At 63.4% G+C, this 17,090-nt stretch carries 30 protein-coding genes; 13 read left to right on the top strand and 17 right to left on the bottom strand.

Features of this window, described 5'->3' with window-relative positions; genetic code table 11:
- Nucleotides 1-19 precede the first annotated feature (19 nt).
- The 16 genes from ACSQ3O_RS20130 to ACSQ3O_RS20055 form a co-directional block, all read right to left on the bottom strand.
- Nucleotides 20-1,213: a peptidase gene (locus tag ACSQ3O_RS20130; RefSeq protein ID WP_436140236.1), complete on the bottom strand. Its 1,194-nt coding sequence runs from the start codon at nt 1,211-1,213 to the stop codon at nt 20-22.
- An 89-nt stretch (nt 1,214-1,302) separates the two neighbouring features.
- Entirely contained in the window at nt 1,303-1,698 is a 396-nt protein-coding gene (locus tag ACSQ3O_RS20125; RefSeq protein ID WP_436140235.1) for a Mor transcription activator family protein, read from the bottom strand.
- A complete protein-coding gene (locus ACSQ3O_RS20120; RefSeq protein ID WP_436140234.1) occupies nt 1,699-2,133 on the bottom strand; it encodes a regulatory protein GemA in 435 nt (144 codons plus the stop codon).
- Nucleotides 2,134-2,138: 5 nt separating this feature from the next.
- Nucleotides 2,139-2,384 carry a hypothetical protein gene (locus ACSQ3O_RS20115; protein ID WP_436140233.1) on the bottom strand — a complete coding sequence of 82 codons (246 nt, stop codon included), beginning with the start codon at nt 2,382-2,384 and terminating at the stop codon, nt 2,139-2,141.
- 320 nt (nt 2,385-2,704) lie between these two features.
- On the bottom strand, nt 2,705-2,974 hold the full coding sequence (locus tag ACSQ3O_RS20110) for a hypothetical protein (RefSeq protein ID WP_436140232.1): 270 nt from the start codon (nt 2,972-2,974) through the stop codon (nt 2,705-2,707).
- Complete coding sequence (locus ACSQ3O_RS20105; protein WP_436140231.1) at nt 2,971-3,189, bottom strand: hypothetical protein; 219 nt, start codon at nt 3,187-3,189, stop codon at nt 2,971-2,973. The genes ACSQ3O_RS20110 and ACSQ3O_RS20105 overlap by 4 nt, the downstream gene beginning before the upstream one ends.
- On the bottom strand, nt 3,189-3,737 hold the full coding sequence (locus tag ACSQ3O_RS20100) for a hypothetical protein (protein ID WP_063463301.1): 549 nt from the start codon (nt 3,735-3,737) through the stop codon (nt 3,189-3,191). The genes ACSQ3O_RS20105 and ACSQ3O_RS20100 overlap by 1 nt, the downstream gene beginning before the upstream one ends.
- Nucleotides 3,734-4,345, bottom strand: coding sequence for a hypothetical protein (locus ACSQ3O_RS20095; RefSeq protein ID WP_436140230.1), 612 nt, complete (start codon nt 4,343-4,345; stop codon nt 3,734-3,736). Before ACSQ3O_RS20095 ends, ACSQ3O_RS20100 begins: the two co-directional genes overlap by 4 nt.
- On the bottom strand, nt 4,342-4,605 hold the full coding sequence (locus ACSQ3O_RS20090) for a hypothetical protein (protein WP_436140229.1): 264 nt from the start codon (nt 4,603-4,605) through the stop codon (nt 4,342-4,344). The genes ACSQ3O_RS20095 and ACSQ3O_RS20090 overlap by 4 nt, the downstream gene beginning before the upstream one ends.
- Complete coding sequence (locus ACSQ3O_RS20085) at nt 4,602-4,784, bottom strand: hypothetical protein (protein ID WP_436140228.1); 183 nt, start codon at nt 4,782-4,784, stop codon at nt 4,602-4,604. Before ACSQ3O_RS20085 ends, ACSQ3O_RS20090 begins: the two co-directional genes overlap by 4 nt.
- A gap of 3 nt (nt 4,785-4,787) precedes the next feature.
- On the bottom strand, nt 4,788-5,981 hold the full coding sequence (locus ACSQ3O_RS20080) for an ExeA family protein (RefSeq protein ID WP_436140227.1): 1,194 nt from the start codon (nt 5,979-5,981) through the stop codon (nt 4,788-4,790).
- On the bottom strand, nt 5,978-7,756 hold the full coding sequence (locus ACSQ3O_RS20075; protein WP_436140226.1) for an integrase: 1,779 nt from the start codon (nt 7,754-7,756) through the stop codon (nt 5,978-5,980). The genes ACSQ3O_RS20080 and ACSQ3O_RS20075 overlap by 4 nt, the downstream gene beginning before the upstream one ends.
- A gap of 22 nt (nt 7,757-7,778) precedes the next feature.
- Nucleotides 7,779-8,687 (bottom strand): hypothetical protein, encoded by a 909-nt coding sequence (locus tag ACSQ3O_RS20070; RefSeq protein WP_436140225.1) that lies wholly within the window; start codon nt 8,685-8,687, stop codon nt 7,779-7,781.
- 21 nt (nt 8,688-8,708) lie between these two features.
- The gene (locus tag ACSQ3O_RS20065; protein ID WP_436140224.1) at nt 8,709-9,020 is read right to left on the bottom strand and encodes a transcriptional regulator; all 312 of its coding nucleotides are present in this window, start codon (nt 9,018-9,020) and stop codon (nt 8,709-8,711) included.
- The gene (locus ACSQ3O_RS20060) at nt 9,017-9,283 is read right to left on the bottom strand and encodes a hypothetical protein (protein ID WP_436140223.1); all 267 of its coding nucleotides are present in this window, start codon (nt 9,281-9,283) and stop codon (nt 9,017-9,019) included. Before ACSQ3O_RS20060 ends, ACSQ3O_RS20065 begins: the two co-directional genes overlap by 4 nt.
- A gap of 2 nt (nt 9,284-9,285) precedes the next feature.
- Nucleotides 9,286-9,756 (bottom strand): hypothetical protein, encoded by a 471-nt coding sequence (locus tag ACSQ3O_RS20055; protein ID WP_436140222.1) that lies wholly within the window; start codon nt 9,754-9,756, stop codon nt 9,286-9,288.
- A gap of 90 nt (nt 9,757-9,846) precedes the next feature.
- On the opposite strand from ACSQ3O_RS20055, the gene ACSQ3O_RS20050 reads away from it, so the two are divergent.
- The gene (locus ACSQ3O_RS20050) at nt 9,847-10,080 is read left to right on the top strand and encodes a hypothetical protein (RefSeq protein WP_436140221.1); all 234 of its coding nucleotides are present in this window, start codon (nt 9,847-9,849) and stop codon (nt 10,078-10,080) included.
- A 63-nt stretch (nt 10,081-10,143) separates the two neighbouring features.
- Here ACSQ3O_RS20050 and ACSQ3O_RS20045 read toward each other — a convergent pair whose 3' ends face one another.
- On the bottom strand, nt 10,144-10,383 hold the full coding sequence (locus tag ACSQ3O_RS20045) for a DNA-binding protein (RefSeq protein ID WP_436140220.1): 240 nt from the start codon (nt 10,381-10,383) through the stop codon (nt 10,144-10,146).
- A gap of 54 nt (nt 10,384-10,437) precedes the next feature.
- Here ACSQ3O_RS20045 and ACSQ3O_RS20040 point away from each other — a divergent pair, with 54 nt between their 5' ends.
- The 12 genes from ACSQ3O_RS20040 (at nt 10,438) to ACSQ3O_RS19985 (ending at nt 17,090) form a co-directional block, all read left to right on the top strand.
- A complete protein-coding gene (locus ACSQ3O_RS20040) occupies nt 10,438-10,923 on the top strand; it encodes a helix-turn-helix domain-containing protein (RefSeq protein ID WP_436140219.1) in 486 nt (161 codons plus the stop codon).
- 8 nt (nt 10,924-10,931) lie between these two features.
- A complete protein-coding gene (locus ACSQ3O_RS20035; protein ID WP_436140218.1) occupies nt 10,932-11,285 on the top strand; it encodes a hypothetical protein in 354 nt (117 codons plus the stop codon).
- A complete protein-coding gene (locus ACSQ3O_RS20030; RefSeq protein ID WP_436140217.1) occupies nt 11,282-11,785 on the top strand; it encodes a DUF4124 domain-containing protein in 504 nt (167 codons plus the stop codon). Before ACSQ3O_RS20035 ends, ACSQ3O_RS20030 begins: the two co-directional genes overlap by 4 nt.
- Nucleotides 11,786-12,034: 249 nt before the next feature.
- Nucleotides 12,035-12,538 (top strand): hypothetical protein, encoded by a 504-nt coding sequence (locus ACSQ3O_RS20025; RefSeq protein WP_436140216.1) that lies wholly within the window; start codon nt 12,035-12,037, stop codon nt 12,536-12,538.
- Nucleotides 12,539-12,646: 108 nt separating this feature from the next.
- Nucleotides 12,647-13,015: a putative holin gene (locus ACSQ3O_RS20020; RefSeq protein ID WP_436140215.1), complete on the top strand. Its 369-nt coding sequence runs from the start codon at nt 12,647-12,649 to the stop codon at nt 13,013-13,015.
- Nucleotides 13,015-13,629 (top strand): transglycosylase SLT domain-containing protein, encoded by a 615-nt coding sequence (locus tag ACSQ3O_RS20015; RefSeq protein ID WP_436140214.1) that lies wholly within the window; start codon nt 13,015-13,017, stop codon nt 13,627-13,629. Before ACSQ3O_RS20020 ends, ACSQ3O_RS20015 begins: the two co-directional genes overlap by 1 nt.
- On the top strand, nt 13,626-14,045 hold the full coding sequence (locus ACSQ3O_RS20010; protein WP_436140213.1) for a hypothetical protein: 420 nt from the start codon (nt 13,626-13,628) through the stop codon (nt 14,043-14,045). Before ACSQ3O_RS20015 ends, ACSQ3O_RS20010 begins: the two co-directional genes overlap by 4 nt.
- Nucleotides 14,046-14,153: 108 nt before the next feature.
- Complete coding sequence (locus tag ACSQ3O_RS20005; RefSeq protein WP_436140212.1) at nt 14,154-14,408, top strand: TraR/DksA C4-type zinc finger protein; 255 nt, start codon at nt 14,154-14,156, stop codon at nt 14,406-14,408.
- Nucleotides 14,408-14,758: a hypothetical protein gene (locus tag ACSQ3O_RS20000; RefSeq protein ID WP_436140211.1), complete on the top strand. Its 351-nt coding sequence runs from the start codon at nt 14,408-14,410 to the stop codon at nt 14,756-14,758. The genes ACSQ3O_RS20005 and ACSQ3O_RS20000 overlap by 1 nt, the downstream gene beginning before the upstream one ends.
- The gene (locus ACSQ3O_RS19995) at nt 14,755-15,078 is read left to right on the top strand and encodes a hypothetical protein (protein ID WP_063463319.1); all 324 of its coding nucleotides are present in this window, start codon (nt 14,755-14,757) and stop codon (nt 15,076-15,078) included. Before ACSQ3O_RS20000 ends, ACSQ3O_RS19995 begins: the two co-directional genes overlap by 4 nt.
- Nucleotides 15,079-15,081: 3 nt before the next feature.
- A complete protein-coding gene (locus ACSQ3O_RS19990) occupies nt 15,082-15,627 on the top strand; it encodes a DUF3486 family protein (protein WP_436140210.1) in 546 nt (181 codons plus the stop codon).
- The gene (locus tag ACSQ3O_RS19985) at nt 15,627-17,090 is read left to right on the top strand and encodes a terminase large subunit domain-containing protein (RefSeq protein ID WP_436140209.1); all 1,464 of its coding nucleotides are present in this window, start codon (nt 15,627-15,629) and stop codon (nt 17,088-17,090) included. The genes ACSQ3O_RS19990 and ACSQ3O_RS19985 overlap by 1 nt, the downstream gene beginning before the upstream one ends.

The raw sequence follows: 17,090 nt of genomic DNA, 5'->3' as shown, positions 1-17,090 counted from the left end.
TTGAGAATGGGGGTTGGGGTTACTTGCTGCGCATCACTGCGTGAGCGGCGGTGGAGTAGTCCACCTTGTGCTCTTTGGCGTAGGCGCGGATGCGCTTGTCCTGTTGCACGCGTTCGGGGTCGGCGCCCTCGGCGAACTCGACCGGCGTGGTGTCATCGGACGCAACCGTGGCGCGATCTCGCGAGGCCTGCTCGCCAAACGCGACTTGCTGAGGCAATGCGCGGATGAAGTCGCGGAACGACTCATGCAGCGGCTTCTTGGCATCGCCTTCGCCGAACTCAACATCCGGCGCGGCGGCCAGCTGGGCGCCGATGGCGGCGACCTGGCCCTTCATGGCGGCGGGGATGCGGGCCTCGCTCGCCATGGATTCGGCAAAGGCCGCGTTGTCGGCCAGCACAGCAGCGTTTTTGCGCTCTGCGTCGGCCGCCTTCAGCGCGGCGATCTCGCGATCCTTGTCTTCGTTTTCTTTGCGCAGACGCGCGGCTTCTTCTGCAGTCAACACGGCGGACTCCTGTGGTGGTTGAGGTTTGGTAGATGGAGCGAGGGGGGCCGCGTCTTCAGCGAACGCGGCTGGGGCGCCTGCCGCCAGGCGGGCTTCATTGATGTCTTCGGCTGCGCCCAGCTCCAGGGCACGCACGTCGTAGCCGGGCAGCACCTTGTCGGCGTCTTCCTGGCCGAACTTGCTCAAGACCCACTCACGCAGGTTGCGCCAGAGGTTTGCGTTGGTCATGCCATCCCACTCGCCGAAGGCCACGCCCTCGGCAAAGCAGACACAACCGTCATCGCTGGCCTCGGCAAACTCGGGGTCGTCCAGGCCCTTCACGCCTGGCGGATGGGCACCCAGTACCCCGATGTGGCGCAGATACCAAACCCCGGGGACCGGGTTGTTGGCAGCATCAGGTCGGTAGAACTTCGCGCTGACAGTGCCCCAGCGGCCCGTTCGCGCTTCTTCGGCAAACGCCGGATCGACCTTGCCCGGCACCGCGTACAGGCCGCGCGCCTGGATCACCAGTTGGTCGGCCCAACCCTGCGCAGGTGCGTCAATTACAGGGTGCCCCTTGACGATGGGGGCTTTGTGAATCTTGGGGTTGTAGGCCGCTGCAGTTGCGGCCAGGTCGGCCTCGCCGAACTCGATCGTTTCCCCGGCCACGGTTGTCCACCGGCCGGGCTTGAAGATATGCAGAGGTTTGGAAGCGGGGGCGACTTGAGGCATGGACCGCACTGTCGTGCGGCATGGCTCTTTGCACTAAATCAAGCGCTTGAACGTTTTGAGGCCCCGCCTCATGCGCGCGAGGGGGCGACCTATTCCAGGATCAGGCGGCCCTGGCGGCGGCTGATGTCGTCCTGGTGCATGACGTCCATGATCTGGCGCACGCGTGTGGGGGTGAGGTGGTATTCGCGGGCCAGCTCGTTGTAGTTGCGACCGTTGAAGCGTTCGTACATCTCGCGGTCTCTCAGGCTTGCACGATACCGCAGGCCCTTGCCCAGGTAGAAGTTGCGCCCGCCCTCTTCAGCGCTGAGCCGCTCGGTCTGACGCAGGGCCAGTGTCGCCAGCCTGTAGAGGCGATCAGGGGTGGGCGCAACTTCCTCGTCTTCCACGAGCTGGACAAAGAGCCACTCCGCGACCGTGCGCAGGTTCTCTGGATAGCCTGTGTCGAGCTGCTGGTGCAGCGGGGCGAGTTGTGCAACGTCCAGCATTCAAGCTCCCCGGGTTTTCCACGCCTTCAGCGCTTCGATCAAGGTGTCCAGCTGGGCTTCGTTGGCAAAACGCAAGGCACTCACGTGGACCGTGCGCTCCACCCAGGCATTCAGGGCGGTGGTACTGGTGTTGTGCACTACGCCATCACGACCCAGTTGGTTCCACAGCGCCCACACCTTGCGTTCGCGCGGACTGGCAGCGGCCTTTGCCGCTGCGAAGCTGCGCGGTGCGGTGGTACGACGCGGCAGGGCTTTTGCAACGCCCATGCGTTCCCCCAGGCCCTGCATGTGGTCGCGCACATGCTGGCGCTCGCGGTCGTTCATTTCCTTGGTGCTGGTCTTTTGCGTGAGGCCTCTGAGCAGCGCCCGGTAGTCGTCATCCGACAGCTGGAGCTTGGACTTGAGGACGTGGATGGCAGCTATGTGATTTGCCATGGTCATCACCCGAGGACCAGGGGGCCAAGCCACCAGTTCCACAGCCCGAGTAGGCTGCAAGCCAGGAACACCCACTGCTGAACGTGCAGGGGCCACTGGCGCTGCCAAGCGCTCACCGTGAGCCAGCCGATGTTGCTGACCAGGAACGCACCGAAGCCCCAGCCGGGATAGGCGGGCATGGCCAGCAGCAGTGCGCCAAGCATGCCGAAGGCTGCGGCCAGGCTGGAGAGGAAAAAGGCGGCGACGTTCATTGTTTTGATCCTGCTGCGTTTGGGGGCCTCGACGCCGCTTTGGCGCCACTGCCCCGGAGAATTGATTTGGGACGATTTGGGACGGGTTTCAGCCCTTTCCCGATGCCTTCGATGTGTTCAAAAGAACCGGTGTTGTCGGACACCGGAAACCGGATGCCGCCGCGCCAGCCCCTTGCGGGGTGGAGGCCGTGGTGACGGAAGGGGACATCAACACGGTGGCGCTCGGTACCTGCGGTAGTTGCGGCCTGTGGAATCACCGTGGCACCCACCGCTTGCCACACCGACCTGTCGCGCCCCAAGGCGGCCGGTTGCGCGTGTGGTCAGATGCCTGCTTGCTTCATCGCCCGGCGTTTGTCGTTCGCGGCCTGGTCTTGCTCACGACCCACGACAACCATGCCGGTGTGCAAACGCGGCGCCAGCGGCACCAGGCGCTTACCATTACGGTCCATGGCCATGTCGCGCAGCTGAGACCCCGGCAGCAGGTTGGGCGCGCGGCCCACGTTGTGCGGACGAGGCCCTGCGCTCGGTGCATCGATGCCACGTGGGCGGACAGATTGAAAGGCGTTGAGAACGGGTTCTTGCACGCTCATGCTGCACCGCCCTTCAGGGCCGGCTGATGCTCATTGCAAACGGCCTGTACCGTTGTGCCAAACCCACCCTTGTTGCAGCGCCATGGATAGACGTCGTTGTAGGCGCCGGTGCGTGGGGCCTGCTCACCGTGCCTGCAATTGCGGCAGCATGGGCGCTGCATGGCCGTCTGGTAGCCCATGGCGGCCTTGGCCCGGTCGATGGGGGTGGTTCGCATCACGCACCCTCCGCTTGGGCTTCTTTGATGGCCGCGTTGATGACCGAGGTGACAGCCTTCTCGATGGTGCTGTCCACGCTCTTGATCAGGGGCTGATCGCCGTCTCCCTCCAGGCGCACGCCAATGCGGCGGCGCAGGTCGGGGGAGAGCTGGCGGATGGCGCTGGCCACCGGCTTCTTGGTGACCGTGACAAGCAGCTCGACCTGGTCGGCCGGGATATCGCCTGCGGCGGCCAGGGCGGCGATGCGCTCGCACACCTTGTCGTCGTCTGCCCACTCCAGCGAGCCTTGGGATGCCTGCATGCCGAACTTGATGCCCTCCACCACGTAGGTGCGGGGCTTCTCGAACAGCTCGGGGTGGGCGTTGATGGCCGCCACGAGTTCGTTGTGCTCACGGGCGACCTGGCGGGCCACACGCTTGATCTCGGCCATGGAGCCGTTCTTCACGGTGTCCAGGTTGCCCTGCAGCGTGAGGAACAGGGTAGAGAGTCGGTCGCGGCACTCACTGAGGGCGGTTGCACGCTTCTGGATGTCTTGGAGGGTTGTCATTGTTTGCCTTTCTTGAGTTCTTCAATGCGTGCACGAATGTCTGAAGGGATAGGTGCAGCGGCGCGCTCCCGCTTCTCGATGTCGGCAAGTGCTGGGTCCTTTCCACCCACGGCCACATCGAAGGCCATGCTGATGTCCAAGGACTGGCCGCGCACCTGGACGTTGTCGCGCTGGGGGCGGACGCGGTGGTCCTGCTCACGCTGCTGCTCGGCCTGGGCCTCATGCTTGTCGGCCATGCTGGCGAGCACCGCGTAGAGGTAGCCATGGCCCTTCATCGGAAGCTCCAGGCGCCCGCCATCGCGAGCGGCCAGCATCTGGTCAATGGCCTGGGCCCAGGCGGGCAGTGGCACCGCCCAGTCGCGCCCCTTGTGGGTGATGGCCTGGCGCTCCAGGTCGGGCAGCAGCTGCAGGATCAACTTGATCTTTTTGGCGGCAGTCAGCCGCTGCTTGGGCGGGCAGAAGAGCGCGATGTACTGCAGCACCCGGGCGCCCAGCGGGATGCTGACGTCCGCGAGCCGCGCCAGAGCACGCTGGTCATGCTCGTGGCAGAACAGCACGGCCAGGTCCAGCTCGGTGCCGCAGACGGGGCAGGACAGGTCTGCACTCACAGCGGCCACCCTCTCGCCTGCAAGACCCCGGCAATGAAGCCGATCAAGCCCGCCACGGCCAGGCACCCGGCAACGTCGAGTACCAGGCGCTGCCAGCCTGCGAGGCGCTTGTTGCTGCGGCGGGGGCAGTCGATGGCGCCAGGGGCGAAGTAGTAGCCGCCAGGCGGAAGCGTCTCTGTGTCGTGGTGGCAGGTGCAGCCCTGGCCTTTGCGGCCATGGCATACACCCAGCTCGTGGCAGGAACGGCGGGGGCGGTTCATGCAGCCCCCTTGCGCGAGCCGCGCAGCAGCACGGTGGAGAGGCGGCGCACGTTGATTTTGGCCGCATCAGGAAACAGGCCAGCTGCGCGCAAGGCAGCAGCTGCGCCGTGCTGATAGAGGCCCACGTGCACGCCCTGGCTGGCGTCGGTCATGGTGATGGTGATGTGGTAGCTGTGCATGGCTCAGCAGCTCCCGATGACCTGGGCGTCCACCTGCGGCCAGCCAGCGCGGGCGGCAGCGTTCATTGCGCGGCAGACCAGGTTGTTGACCACGAGGGGGTAGCACTCGCTGCGGGCGTCGGTGGGCTTGCCACCGCGCGGGATGTGCACCAGGCGGGCGCGGATGGCGTCGGCCGCGTCGGGAGCGAAGACGTCCTCATACTTGAGGTCGAACCGGGCGAACTTGTGGCGCAGGTAGGCCTCCAGCTCGGCATCGAGCGGCTCCAGTTCCACGATCTCGCAGCGTTGAGCCACCTCGCGCACTTCGGCGTTCTGGCTGGAGAGGCGGTCGCGCAGCTCGGGCTGGCCGATCAGGGCCACGCCGACCAGGCGCTGCATGCCGTCCTTGAGTTCGATAAAGCGCTTGAGGTGCTTGAGCGTGGCGCTGGGCAGGCAATGGGCCTCTTCAATCACCAGCAGGTGGCGGCGGCCTGCGCGGCGGCTGGACTTGAGCAGCTCGTGGACCTGGCGGAAGCGTGCCTCTGGGCTGCTCTTGACCTTGAGCTGGGGGTCCAGCGCTGCGGCGATGGCTTCGGCGATGTGGCTGGACTTGAGCGTTTTGCCCTTCTGGTCGTTGGCCTCCATGGCCAGGACATAGGGGCGGATGATCACGATGTCGCGCTTGTCGGCCTTGATGCGCTCCTCCAGGTCTTCGGCCAGCGTGGTCTTGCCCGCACCGCTCTCGCCCACCACAGCCACGAAGCCGTGATGCTGGGCGCAGTCGGTGAGCGTGGCGCGCACGTAGCGCACGCTGCTGGTCTGGTGCACGTCGTCTGGGCTCTGCACATCGTCCAGGAACGGGTTGCGCGGCAGGCTGAAGTGCTTGCGGGCGTCAGGGGACAGAGATTCGTTTTGCAGTAGCATGGTTTCCTCCTCGGGGGTTTCGGTTGGTTTCGGGACTTCAGGGGCGGCCCCGTCGAGGTACGAACTCGCCGGGGCCAACTTCTTTGCGGGCGTAAAAAGCGCCAGCAACTGGGCAGGGGTTGCGCCGTGCTTGCGCAAGCACTTCTCCAGGGATTTGCGGGCCGTGGTCTCGCCACGGGCAGGCCACACACCGTGCACAACCAGGCGGCTCAGTGCCGAGCGGCTGAGGCCGCTGTCGCGCCGGACCTGTGCCTGGCTGACGCCCAGAGCGTCGAACAAGGAGGCCAAGCTCATGACGCCCCCCCTGCCACCACGCGCAGGCCGCTGCGCACCGTCAGGCGGGCGTGCAGTGCGTCCAGCTCGCCTTCCGGCACGCCCTCGGGGTACCAGGCGCGCAGGTTGGCGGTGATCTCGCGGGTCATCTCCAAGCCCCTGCGGCGCAACTCGGCGGCGGCTTCAAAGCCGTTCAGCACGCGCTCGGGGGCTGCAGTGCGGGTGGTTGTGACCGCTGGCGCCAGGTCAGTGCCACGGCGTGGCATGAAGGTGCGCTCGGGCGCCTGGTCGATGACCTTGCCTGGATCGATACGGCCACCGAAGGGCACGGCCTTGGCCTTGCGTTTGGCCTCGACCTCGGCGTCCGTTGTGGCGTCGTAGGCGAAGCGATCCACCTCCTTGCGGTTGGCTTCCAGCTGGGTGTCGGCTGGGCGCTTCCAGTCTTCACCGATCACGTTTGCATCGGCGCGGAAACCGGCTTCGTTACGAACGACCAGAGGGATGCTGTGGAGGACTTCGTTACCGTCGGCATCGGTATCCACCACCATGGCGGCGTCCAGCACCCAGGGGTTGAGCGTGATGTGCAGCTTCTCGCCCACCATCACGTTTGGTACGCCACGCACATCGAACTCCCGCCCCTTGTAGGAGACAGTCAAGAAGTCCGTCACCTTGCGGGTCTCGGGCGACTCGGTCAGCAGTGCCTGGCAGATTTCGACCGGTGGCGCCACGCGCAGTTGATCGGCGGTGATGGTCATCCACGCCTCGGAGCGGGTCTTGCCATGGCGGCTGTGCACCTTGGTCGCGTTGAACCAGCGGGCCCAGCGCTGGGCCTGTGCGTTGAGTTCGGCCAGGTCGAGCACCGGGCGCAGGCGCAGGCCGCTTTCGAAGCTGCGTTCGATCAGATCGCGGGTCTTCTCGACCTGGCCGGTGGCGCGGGCGTTGCCCGGGGCGTGGGGGATGGTCTTGACCTGGAGACGCCGGGCGAGGTTGGTGAACAGGCCGCTGGTGTTGGCGCTGCCCATGTCCATCATCAATACGAACGGCACACCGTGAAAGGGGTCGCCCTCACGCTTTTGGATGGCGTTGATGAAGCAGTCGGCCAGGTTGGTGCCGCTCTCTGCGCCCATCACATACTGGAGGTAGACGCTGCTGCTGTGATGGCAGGTGATTTCGTAGGACCACACGCGGTCAGCCTCAATGCGCTTGAGGTTGGCGGGCTTGTTCTTGTAGAACTTGTCCCGCTCCATCACTTGCAGGCCGCTCTCGGCCTCGGTGCGGGCGTTCAGGTAGTACAGGACGCACAGGCTGGCATCGACCTGCCAGACGTGGTTGGGGTGCAGGCTCTTCAGTTCCACGGCGGGCGTGGGCCGGTTGAGTTGGTCAGGGTGCAGGTTGTAGTGGCGCAGTGCGCGAGCAATGGCGCTATCGCTGAGCGGGACCAGCTCTCCGGTGGCTGGGTCGGCACGCTCAGCACGCACCTCGCGGTTGGCGCGCATCACTTCCACGGCCTGGCCGATGGACATGAGGCGCTTGTTGGATTTGCGGTGGCTGGTCATGAGCGCGGCGCTGATGGCCACGGCTTCATCGCGGGTCAGCGACACATCGCCTGCATCGCTGCGCTTTTTGCGTTCTGGCTTCACGGTGATCTTTCCAAGATGGCGGTGCAAGGTGGCTTTGCTCATTCCCAGCTCGGCGCAAGCCGCCGCATAGATGGCCTGCTTGCCGCCGCGTGGAGCCGCCTGTGCGGCCTGGTGCACTTGCGCCAGGCGGCCGACGATCACGGGGTTGAGCGACATGGGTTGGTGGGCCTCAGCGCGATTACTTGGCCCACTGCGCCACTTCGCCCGCCAGGGCTGCGTCGGCGGCGTTGGACACGTCCGGCAGGTTGAACTCTTCTCGCAGGGTTGCGAGTTCAGCAGCGACCTGGCCCACCAGCCCGGCCATGAAAACGCTGTGCATGCCGCGTTCATCGCCGTGGTTGTTCATGGCGATCAGCGCCGCCCGCAGCCCACCGCGAATAGCGCCAATGGCGTCGTTCATGTTGGAGGTGGCTTCGCGCTGGAGGTCCGCCAGGGCGTCGTCGGGCGGGATGGTGGCGATGCGCTTGACCTGGGCGCGCAGCTTGTCCATGGCCGTGTTCTTGTCGGCCAGCACCTTGTCTACTGCGGCCTTCTCGGCTCGCACCTCCCGGACTGCGGCGCGCAGCTCCTTGACGGACATGGTGGCCACGTCGTCCAGGGACAATTCGCCGGTTTGGCCAGTGAGTTCCAGCTCCTCAATCTGCTCGTCGTCCAGGACAAGCATTTCGAAGAGCTTGGACTGGTTGCCGATGGCCTTCAAAGTTGCCGACGTCGGCAATTTTGCGAACTTCGCAGCTGACTGCATAAAGCGGGCCGCCACGTACTTATCCACCCCGAGAACGTCAAGGCGAGCCACGAAGTTGCCGTGCTCACAGGCGGCTTTCAGCACTGCCAGGCCGCGCCCAACCTCCAGGCAGGCCTCCACGCTGCGCCGCATGTTGGCTGCAACGTCGCGCTGGATCAGATCGGGGTCAGTCGCGTCGGCGGGAAGCTGGTAGCCCATCTGCAGGGCAACTGCGCGGACACGGGTTTCGGTTTCGCGGGTGATCAGGGCCAGCTGGTTGGCTGCGCTGATGTCCTGTGCAATGACAGCATCCAGGATGACGGGCTCTTTGGATGCGGGGGCGGGTGTCTCTTTGCGGGCCATGAAGCTCTTTTCGGGTTGGGGTTACAGGGGGACGGAATACCGGGCGCTCACGTCATCAAGCTGGCGCTTGGCTGCGTTGAGGTTGGTGGCCACGGTGGTGGCTATACGTACAAAGGCCACACCGAGGCGCCAGCGGTTGGTGCCCGCCACAAGCTCGACATAGCCCGTGGTGGCCAGGGCTGGCAGGTTCTGGCTGACCCAGCTGGGTGACACGCCGAGACCCTTGGCGATCTCACCCGGTGTCAGGCCAAGTACCTCGTGCCCAGCCAGTAGCCGAAACAGGTTGCAAATCTTGCGGGTGGGCGCGGCCAGGGGGTAGGTCTTCTCGCTCATGCCGCTGCTCCCGATGCAGCCAGTTCGCGCTCAGTGGCTTCGCGCACCAGCGCCTGGAGTTGATCGGCGAGCGGGCCCGGCACCACGGCGATCTCGCCGTAGCTGGTGTGGATGGTGAAGCCTCGCGCCATGTCTGGCACTTGCTTGGCGAGGGCATAGCTCAGCTGAAGTTGCACATCGGTGCATGGCCGCACGGTCCTGGTGTCCAGGAGTGAAGGCTGTGGGGGGCGCACGCCAGCAGCGATCTGATCAAAGATGTCCATGCTCAAAACTCCAGTTCGGGTGTGGCGTAGGCCGCCACGTTGTGGTGGTGGTAGGCCACCTGCTCCAGATGCAGGCGCAAGGCGGCCAGGGTGGCTTCGGTGTCTGCTGCCTGCGGGGCGGCGTAGAAAGTGGTTAGCAACTGCAGTGCGGCGGCGCAACTGCTGTTCATGTCCAGCAGCTCGGTACCCTCCGCCTTGCGGCCGGTGGGCATGTCCACCACCAAGCTGCCGCCACTGGCCGCGAGCCAGTTGGTCACGTAGTGGCACCCGCAGGCCAGCTCATAGGCGGGAATGAGGATCGCGGGCATGCGGCCAGTAGCCAGCCACTTGTAGAGGCTGTCATGCGTGACGCCCATGCGATCTGCAATGCGCTCCACGCTCAAGTGCCGCTTGACCTGAGCGTGCTCTTTGCACAGGCGCATCGCGTGCGTCAAGCTGTTGGCACGCTGGCGTTTCGAAGGGGCACGGGTCATTGGAAATACCCTCCAGGCACCGGCTCCGAAATCACTTCCCCGTGGAAGTCGGTGTGCAGGCACATTGAAGCCATCGCAACGGAGGAAACGATGGAATCAACAGATTTCGATGAATTGGCAGGCCGCGTTGAAGGCGTGAGCCGTGCTGTGCTGCACATAGCAGCGGCGCTAGAGATTGCGGGCCTCATTGACGGCCCCCAGCTGGCTCAGGCATGGCGTTCAGCACTACCGCTGCCGGGCTTTGAGGTTGCAGGCCGCACGCTGCAGGAACTGGCGCATGCACTGGACGGCGCACGTAGCCAACGCCAAGCACTGGCACCGTGACGTCGAAGCCAAAAAGGTCTCGGCGATTTGTTACATTGGGTGTAGAACGCACCACTTTGGACCTCACGCTGCGGCGAGCTGGCGGACACCAACGGTGCGGGATATCTCGCCCTCTTTGAGGCCGAGTTGCACCGCAATGTTGTGAGAGTCGCCGCGCAGGCACTTAAGGCGAGGGTTGACGTCGTTGTCGGCCAAGATGGCAATGGCCATGTTGGGGCTGTAGCCGTTCGACTTGGCCCAGCCCGAGATGGACCAGCCTTTTTTGGCGAACTCCTTACGGACTTCGGCGCGGGTTTTGACCATGGTGGTTGGCGTCCTAGTTGTTGTGCAGCAATTGGCGTTGCTGCATTTGTTTGTGTGTTGTTGTGCGAATTATGCGGCACGTTTGTTCCGCATTGCAAGGGATTTTTAGGAATATTTGTGCCTTCAATTTCTGACCGATTGACAGAAGGTCGCAAAGCGCTCGGGCTGAGCCAGCAGGCATTGGCTGACCACGTCGGTATCTCCGCTCGGTCCCAGCGCAACTACGAGTCCGGCGAGCGCAGTCCAGACGCTGACTACCTGGCTGCGCTGGTTGGCCTTGGGATGGACGTCCTCTACATACTCACTGGCCAGCACACCAACGGTGCTGAGTCAGGGCAGGCGCTTACAGCGGAAGAGAAAACGTTGCTGACGTACTTCAGGGATGCGTCGAAAGAAGTGCGCCGAGCAGCCCTCGGAGCCCTGCTTGGTGCCAGCACTCCAATGGCGAGCCAAGCTCGCGGCAGCGGTCAGAACGTCGTAGGTGACAACGCAATTCAGATTGGCAGCGTCAGCGGCAAAGCGCGTATCAAAAACAGATGAGGTGAAACTTGGGTGAGCTACCGAAGCAGCTTCTGGCGTGGATTGCCAAGCTGCTGCCAAAACAAAAAGTACAGGGGAATGGCGCGATTCAGGTGGGTAAGGTGAGCGGCAACGTCACCATCGTGCATGTCACCCATGCGCCGGATTCACAGGTCTCCAAAGCCCCATCGTTGACGACACCAGAGCAACGCGAAGTGCTGGGGATGATCCGGAAGCTGAAGAACAGGGAGGCCGTTTTTAGCTGGATGCAGAAGTCGTTCGGCACGCGCATGGTGATGGATCTAAAGCCCAGTGAGGTGCTGCGTGCTCGCCGCTATATCGAGACAATCAACCGCCGCATGAACAAGGAGAAATTGGGATGATCAAACCGCTCGTTTTTCTGACCATAGCTCTATGGTCCGCAGCTCCTGCTTGGGCTATTAACCGGTGCACTGGAGCTGATGGCAAGACGGTGTTTCAGGATGCCCCATGCACCGGCAAAGGGGAAAAGATTGAAGTGCGCCCGGCGAGTGGCAACGCAACCCAGCAGCCCCTGCCGGTAGTCCCCACCTCGGCACAACCCCAGCCTGCCGCACCTCCAGTTCAACCGGCGCCGAAGACCGCAATGCCCCCAAAATCTGCGCTGGAAGTTCAGGCGGATCAGTGCCTGGCTTGGTACAAACCGCTGCTGCGTGACCCTGCAAACGCCTACTACACCGAGCCCAAGTTTGAGGACAAACGAGTGCTCCGAATGACGCTGCACGCCACCAACGGTTTTGGCGGCTTCGTGACCAAACAGGCCGCATGTGAGTTCGACAACGGCAAGTTCAGCGCCGACTGGACCAAGATCCAAGCGAAGCGGCTTGAGTGGGGTGTGAACTGATGACTTGCCGCTCAGCACCAAAGCGCTCTTTCCCCAACTACGACATCGCCTTACAGAGGAAGTAAAAATGGCTTCAAAACCGCCTGCATCCAAACCGTCTTCCGCTCCAAAGCCTGCGCCGTCGCGACCGGCTCCTAGTACCGGTGGGCGACCATCAGTGGCCAACGATTCCCGTGACGGAGCCAAGTCGCAGAGTAGAGGTACTGTTTCATTTTCTCCCCCGCCTGCGAACCCACCTAAACCCACTCGATGACTCCGGGATCAAGTGGCGACTGGGAGAAGCGCCTCAACACATTGCATCGCGCTTGGGTACAAGTGCGTTATCACCGTAGGCGCCAACGCTTCTTTGACTTTTTGGACAAAGGGACCAAGGCGATAACTGCGGTTCTTGGCGGCGCATCTATTGTCGGCTCCCAGTTGAAAGAAGTCGGGCCTCTAGTCGGGCCATCGATAGCTTTGCTGAGCTTGATTTCTCTGGTTTACACGTACTCTGACCGGAAGCAAACTCACAAAGAACTGGCGGAACAATTCGCAGGGGTGGTCGCATCTATCGAATTGACTCCCGAGTCTTTGGAGTCTGCTGAGGAGGTTGCAAAATGGGCCTCAGACTACGCCAGGATCGTTGCCAAATGCCCGCCTGCTCTGAAGACGCTGACCATCATTTGTGAGCGTGAGCAATCGATTTCAGACGGTAAAAGGCCTACCGTAGACCCTCCAGGGCTGTTGGCAAGGTTGTTCTCAGACTTCCTCTAGGCAAGTCCTGGATTCGCAAAGTTGAGGGGAAGCTTCGACGACCGGCAGTAGGTCGTTTTTCAAGCGCTTTCTTTTCGCATTTCGCGCGTGCGCGGCATCCTGCCGTGCATGACGCTCAAAGACCACATCCCTATCTGGCTGCGTGCCCCGCGCAGCAGTCTTTTCATCGTGCTCGCGGCGCTGCTTTTGGCAGTGATCGCGGTGGTATCGCCGGTGCAGTTGCCGGTGGTGCTCTACAAGGCCGCGCTCATTGCGCTGGCCGCCGTGATCGGCTATTGGCTCGACCGCGCGCTGTTCCCCTACGCACGGCCTGATTCCTTCCTCTGGCGCGACTGGCGCAAGGGCACCGAAGAGCCCGAGGGAGATGTGGACTACCCCTTAGCCAAAGCCGAGTACATGGCCGCGTATTGCGTGGCGCAGCTGCGGCGGGCCATCGTGGTGGGCTGCGTGGTGCTGGGTGTGGCTGCGGGGCTGTGATGCGTTGGCATTCACGAGTTCCCGCGCTGGCCTGGTTGGCGGTCGTGGCCATCTCCATTGCCGCGAGCTGTGCCCAAGCCCAGGTGCCCCAGGCTGCCCTGCAGCACCGCTCACTTCTGGTTCGGACTGCTCACGCATCCTGGGGCATGGATGCCCCGGTGGCTGTGTTTGCCGCCCAGGTTCACCAGGAAAGCGCGTGGCGTGCCGATGCGGTATCGCATGTAGGGGCGCAGGGCTTGGCCCAGTTCATGCCCGCCACCACCAAGTGGATCGCAGGGCTGAGCCCTGACTTGGCATCCCAGCAGCCCTTCAACCCGGCGTGGTCCTTTCGCGCCCTGGTCACCTATGACCGCTGGCTGTACGACCGTGCACCAGCTCGCTATTCGCCGCACGACCGCATGTGGGTTGCGCTGCGCTCTTACAACGGCGGGCTTGGCCATTGGCAACAGGAGGCCGCCAGTACCGGGCTGGCCCAGCCTTCGCGGGCCCAGGTCGATGCGGCTTGCGGCAAAGCCCGCCGCGCAGCCATGCATTGCAAAGAAAACCTGGGCTACCCCCACCGCATCCTCGTGGTGATCCAGCCACGCTACCTGCAGTGGGGGCCGGGCCTATGAGCAGCGCTTCAACTGTGGCCGTTGGTGGCTTGCTGGTGGCCATCGCTGCCGGTATCGGTGGCTTTGGCTACGGCCTGGACCAAGGCAAGGCCCTGGAGAAAGGCCGCCAGGACGGCGCTGCCCTCAAAACCCTCACCGACCAGGTGGCCGAACACGCCGACCTGGTCAAACAGTCTGGCATTGCTAGCCGCAACCTTCGCCAGGCAGTGGCTGCGCGCGAGAAGGTCAACGACACCACTTCCAAGGAGATGAGCGATGCGCTCACGACCACTGCTGACAGCCGCGTTGGCTGCGTGTTTCCTGCTCGCGTCATGCGGAACCTCTCCGAAGCCCGGGAACGGGCTGCAGAAGCCGCTGCCAGCGGAATACACGGCGCGCTGCCCGTCGCCCCCGCCAGCACCGCCCGAGAGCGGTGAGGTGGACCCAGTGGCACGGGAGCTGAAGGCCATGTACGACCTCTACGGCCTGTGCGCGGGGCGCTACCTCGACCTCTTGAACTGGATTGATGGGGAGCGGCCGCAGTGATGGACGACATAGACCGCGCCAGCGAGCGCGAAGCTGAATTGCTGGCCGACGCGCTGCGCGATCAGGAGCTGCGCGCAGGGCTCAAGGGAAAAACGGCCGCTGATTCAGCGGCTTCTTGTTCGGACTGCGGCCAAGACATACCGCAAGAGCGGCGCATCGCAGTGCCCGGCTGCCAGTTGTGTGTGACCTGCAGAACGCGCCTGGAGAAGAAGGCGGGCCAGCAAAACAACCGAGGCGCAATGCGCAAGAACTGATGAATTTTGACCTCTCTACCGTCGCTGCCGTTGTCTCGATTGCAGGGGCCTTTTTGGGCATTTTGTGGGGCCTGCTGCGATACATCGGCATGCAGCAGGAGCGTCGGATCAACGAAAAATTCGCCGACCTGGCATCGACCATCGCAAAGATGGGAGAGGACCTGAAGAGCGAGGCGGAATCCACACGCCAGCTCGAAATCTCGTTCCTGCGCTTTCAGGCCGAGCTGCCCCGCGACTACGTGCGGCGCGATGACTTCGTGCACGCCCTGGGGACGATCAATACCCGCATCGACAACTTTGCCTTGCGTGTAGAGCGCGCCATCGACAACCGCAACGGGAACATGCAATGACCCTCAACTATTCCGCCGCCGCGCTCAAGGCTCGCCGTGAGGCCATCCGCTGGCACCTGCTGTCCGCGATTGACCTGTCCCGCCCCGTTGGCATTTACACCGAGGCGCTGCTGCCCATCATCCAGTCGGTCTACCCGGATGCCACCCATCAAGAAATCCGCCGTGAGCTGGACTACCTGGAAGCACGCGAAACGGTGCGCATCGACCGTGATCCGCTGGACCGCTGGTTTGTGGACCTGACCCGCACAGGGATCGAGTTCGTGGAATACACGATCGACGCTCAGCCAGGCATTGCGCGCCCACGCATTACGCAGGGGTAACCCATGGCCCCACGTAGCAAAGTGCACTCGCTGCCGCCCGAACTGAAGGAATGGCTGGACGCCGAGCTGGTGAAGCGCGGGTTTGGAGACTATGTGCAGCTCGCCGCCGATCTGAAGGTGCGCGGGGCCGAAGTCTCCAAGTCGGCATTGCAGCGCTACGGCTCGCCCTTTGAGCAGCGCATGGCCCAGCTCAAGATGGCGAGCGAGCAGGCCCGCGCTTTGGTGGACGCTGCGCCTGACGATGAGGACAAGCTTGGTTCGGCGGTTGTGCGCCTGACGCAGGAGAAGATTTTCACGCTACTGATGGACATGGACATCGATGCCGATAGCGTGGACGTGAACAAGCTGTTCAAGAACGCGGCCGAGATCGGCAAGGCATCTGTCACGCAGAAGAAGTTCAGCCTGGAGGTGCGCAAGGAGATCGAAGAAGCAGCGCGCAGGAAGGCACTGGAGGATGCGGCTCAACAGGCCAGCGAGACCGGCAGGCAACACGGCCTGTCAGCTGCTGGCGTAGATGCGCTGCGTACGGCGATCATGGGGCAGTTGTGATGCAACAGACACCCGTGGCCCAGGCTGCACGCATCTTGATGCAGTACCAGGTTGACTGGATTGCCGACAAGTCGCAGGTCAAGATCATGGAGAAGTCGCGGCGCATCGGCATCAGCTATGCAGAGGCGGCGGACGATGTGCTCTATGCCGCCAGCGCTGAGGGAGCCAATGTTTACTACATCTCCTACAACAAGGAGATGACGGCGGGCTTCATCCAGGATTGCGCCACCTGGGCGCGGGCTTTCAACGCGGCGGCTGGGCAGATCGAAGAGTCGGTGATCGAAGAAGAGGACAAGCAAATCCTCACGTACACGATCAAGTTCGACAGTGGTCACATGATCCAGGCATTCACCAGCAGCCCGCGCAACCTGCGCTCAAAGGGGCGGCCGGGTGAGCGTCTGGTGGTTGATGAAGGCGCCTTCCTGGATGACATCAAGGAGGTGCTGAAAGCCGCGATGGCCATGACCATGTGGGGCGGCCAGATCCGCATCATCAGCACCCACGACGGGGAAGACAACCCATTCAATGAGCTGATCAACGATGTGCGCGCGGGCCGGTATCCATACAGCGTGCACCGTGTGGACCTAGACAAGGCGCTGCGCGATGGGCTCTATCGCAAGATCTGTGCGGTGACCGGACAGGAGTGGTCTCTGGAGCGGGAGGCCGAGTGGCGCCAGACCATGATCAACCGCTACAAACCCAACGAGGACGAGGAGCTGTTTTGCATACCGGCGAAGGGCGGCGGAGCCTGGTTGAGCCGTGCGCTGATTGAATCGCGCATGCAGGACGCGCCAGTGATTCGCTTCACCGGTACCGCCGACTTCAACAACGCCCGGCCTGACCTGCGCGAACGCGAGATGCTGGACTGGATCAACGAGCATCTCAAGCCGCTGCTGGCCCATTTCACATCAGAGCTGCGCCATGCGCTGGGGATGGATTTTGGCCGCTCTGGTGACCTTTCCTGTATCGCCCCGGCTGAGATTGCCAGCAATCTTCGGGTGCGCATTCCCTTCCTAGTCGAACTGAAGAACGTGCCCTACAACCAGCAGCTGCAGGTGCTGTTTGCAATTGCCGATGCGCTGCCACGTTTGAGCGGCATGGTGATCGACAGCCGAGGAAACGGCAGCTACATCGGAGAAGCTGCGTTCGATAAGTACGGCTCGGTGGTGGAGCGCCTGATGCCCACCGAGGGCTGGTACCGGGACAACATGCCGCCCTACAAGGCGGCGTTTGAAGACGACACCGTGGTGATCCCCAAACACGACGGCCTGCTGCAGTCTCACCGAGCTATCAAGCTGGTGCGCGGCGTGCCCCGCATGCCCGAGGGCAAGACCGCAGACGGTGGCCACGGCGACAACGCCATGGCCTGCGCCTACGCGCACGCGGCAACGCGCATGAACTTTGGGCCGGTGCACGCTGCCAGCCGCCCCCGCCGCAGCGCGCTCTCCCTTGAAGGCTACTGA

The organism is Acidovorax sp. LjRoot74 (assembly GCF_964254355.1).
Lineage (GTDB): Bacteria > Pseudomonadota > Gammaproteobacteria > Burkholderiales > Burkholderiaceae_C > Acidovorax.
The sequence above is the reverse complement of the archived record's forward strand: the minus strand, read 5'-3'. Positions and strand labels throughout refer to the sequence as shown.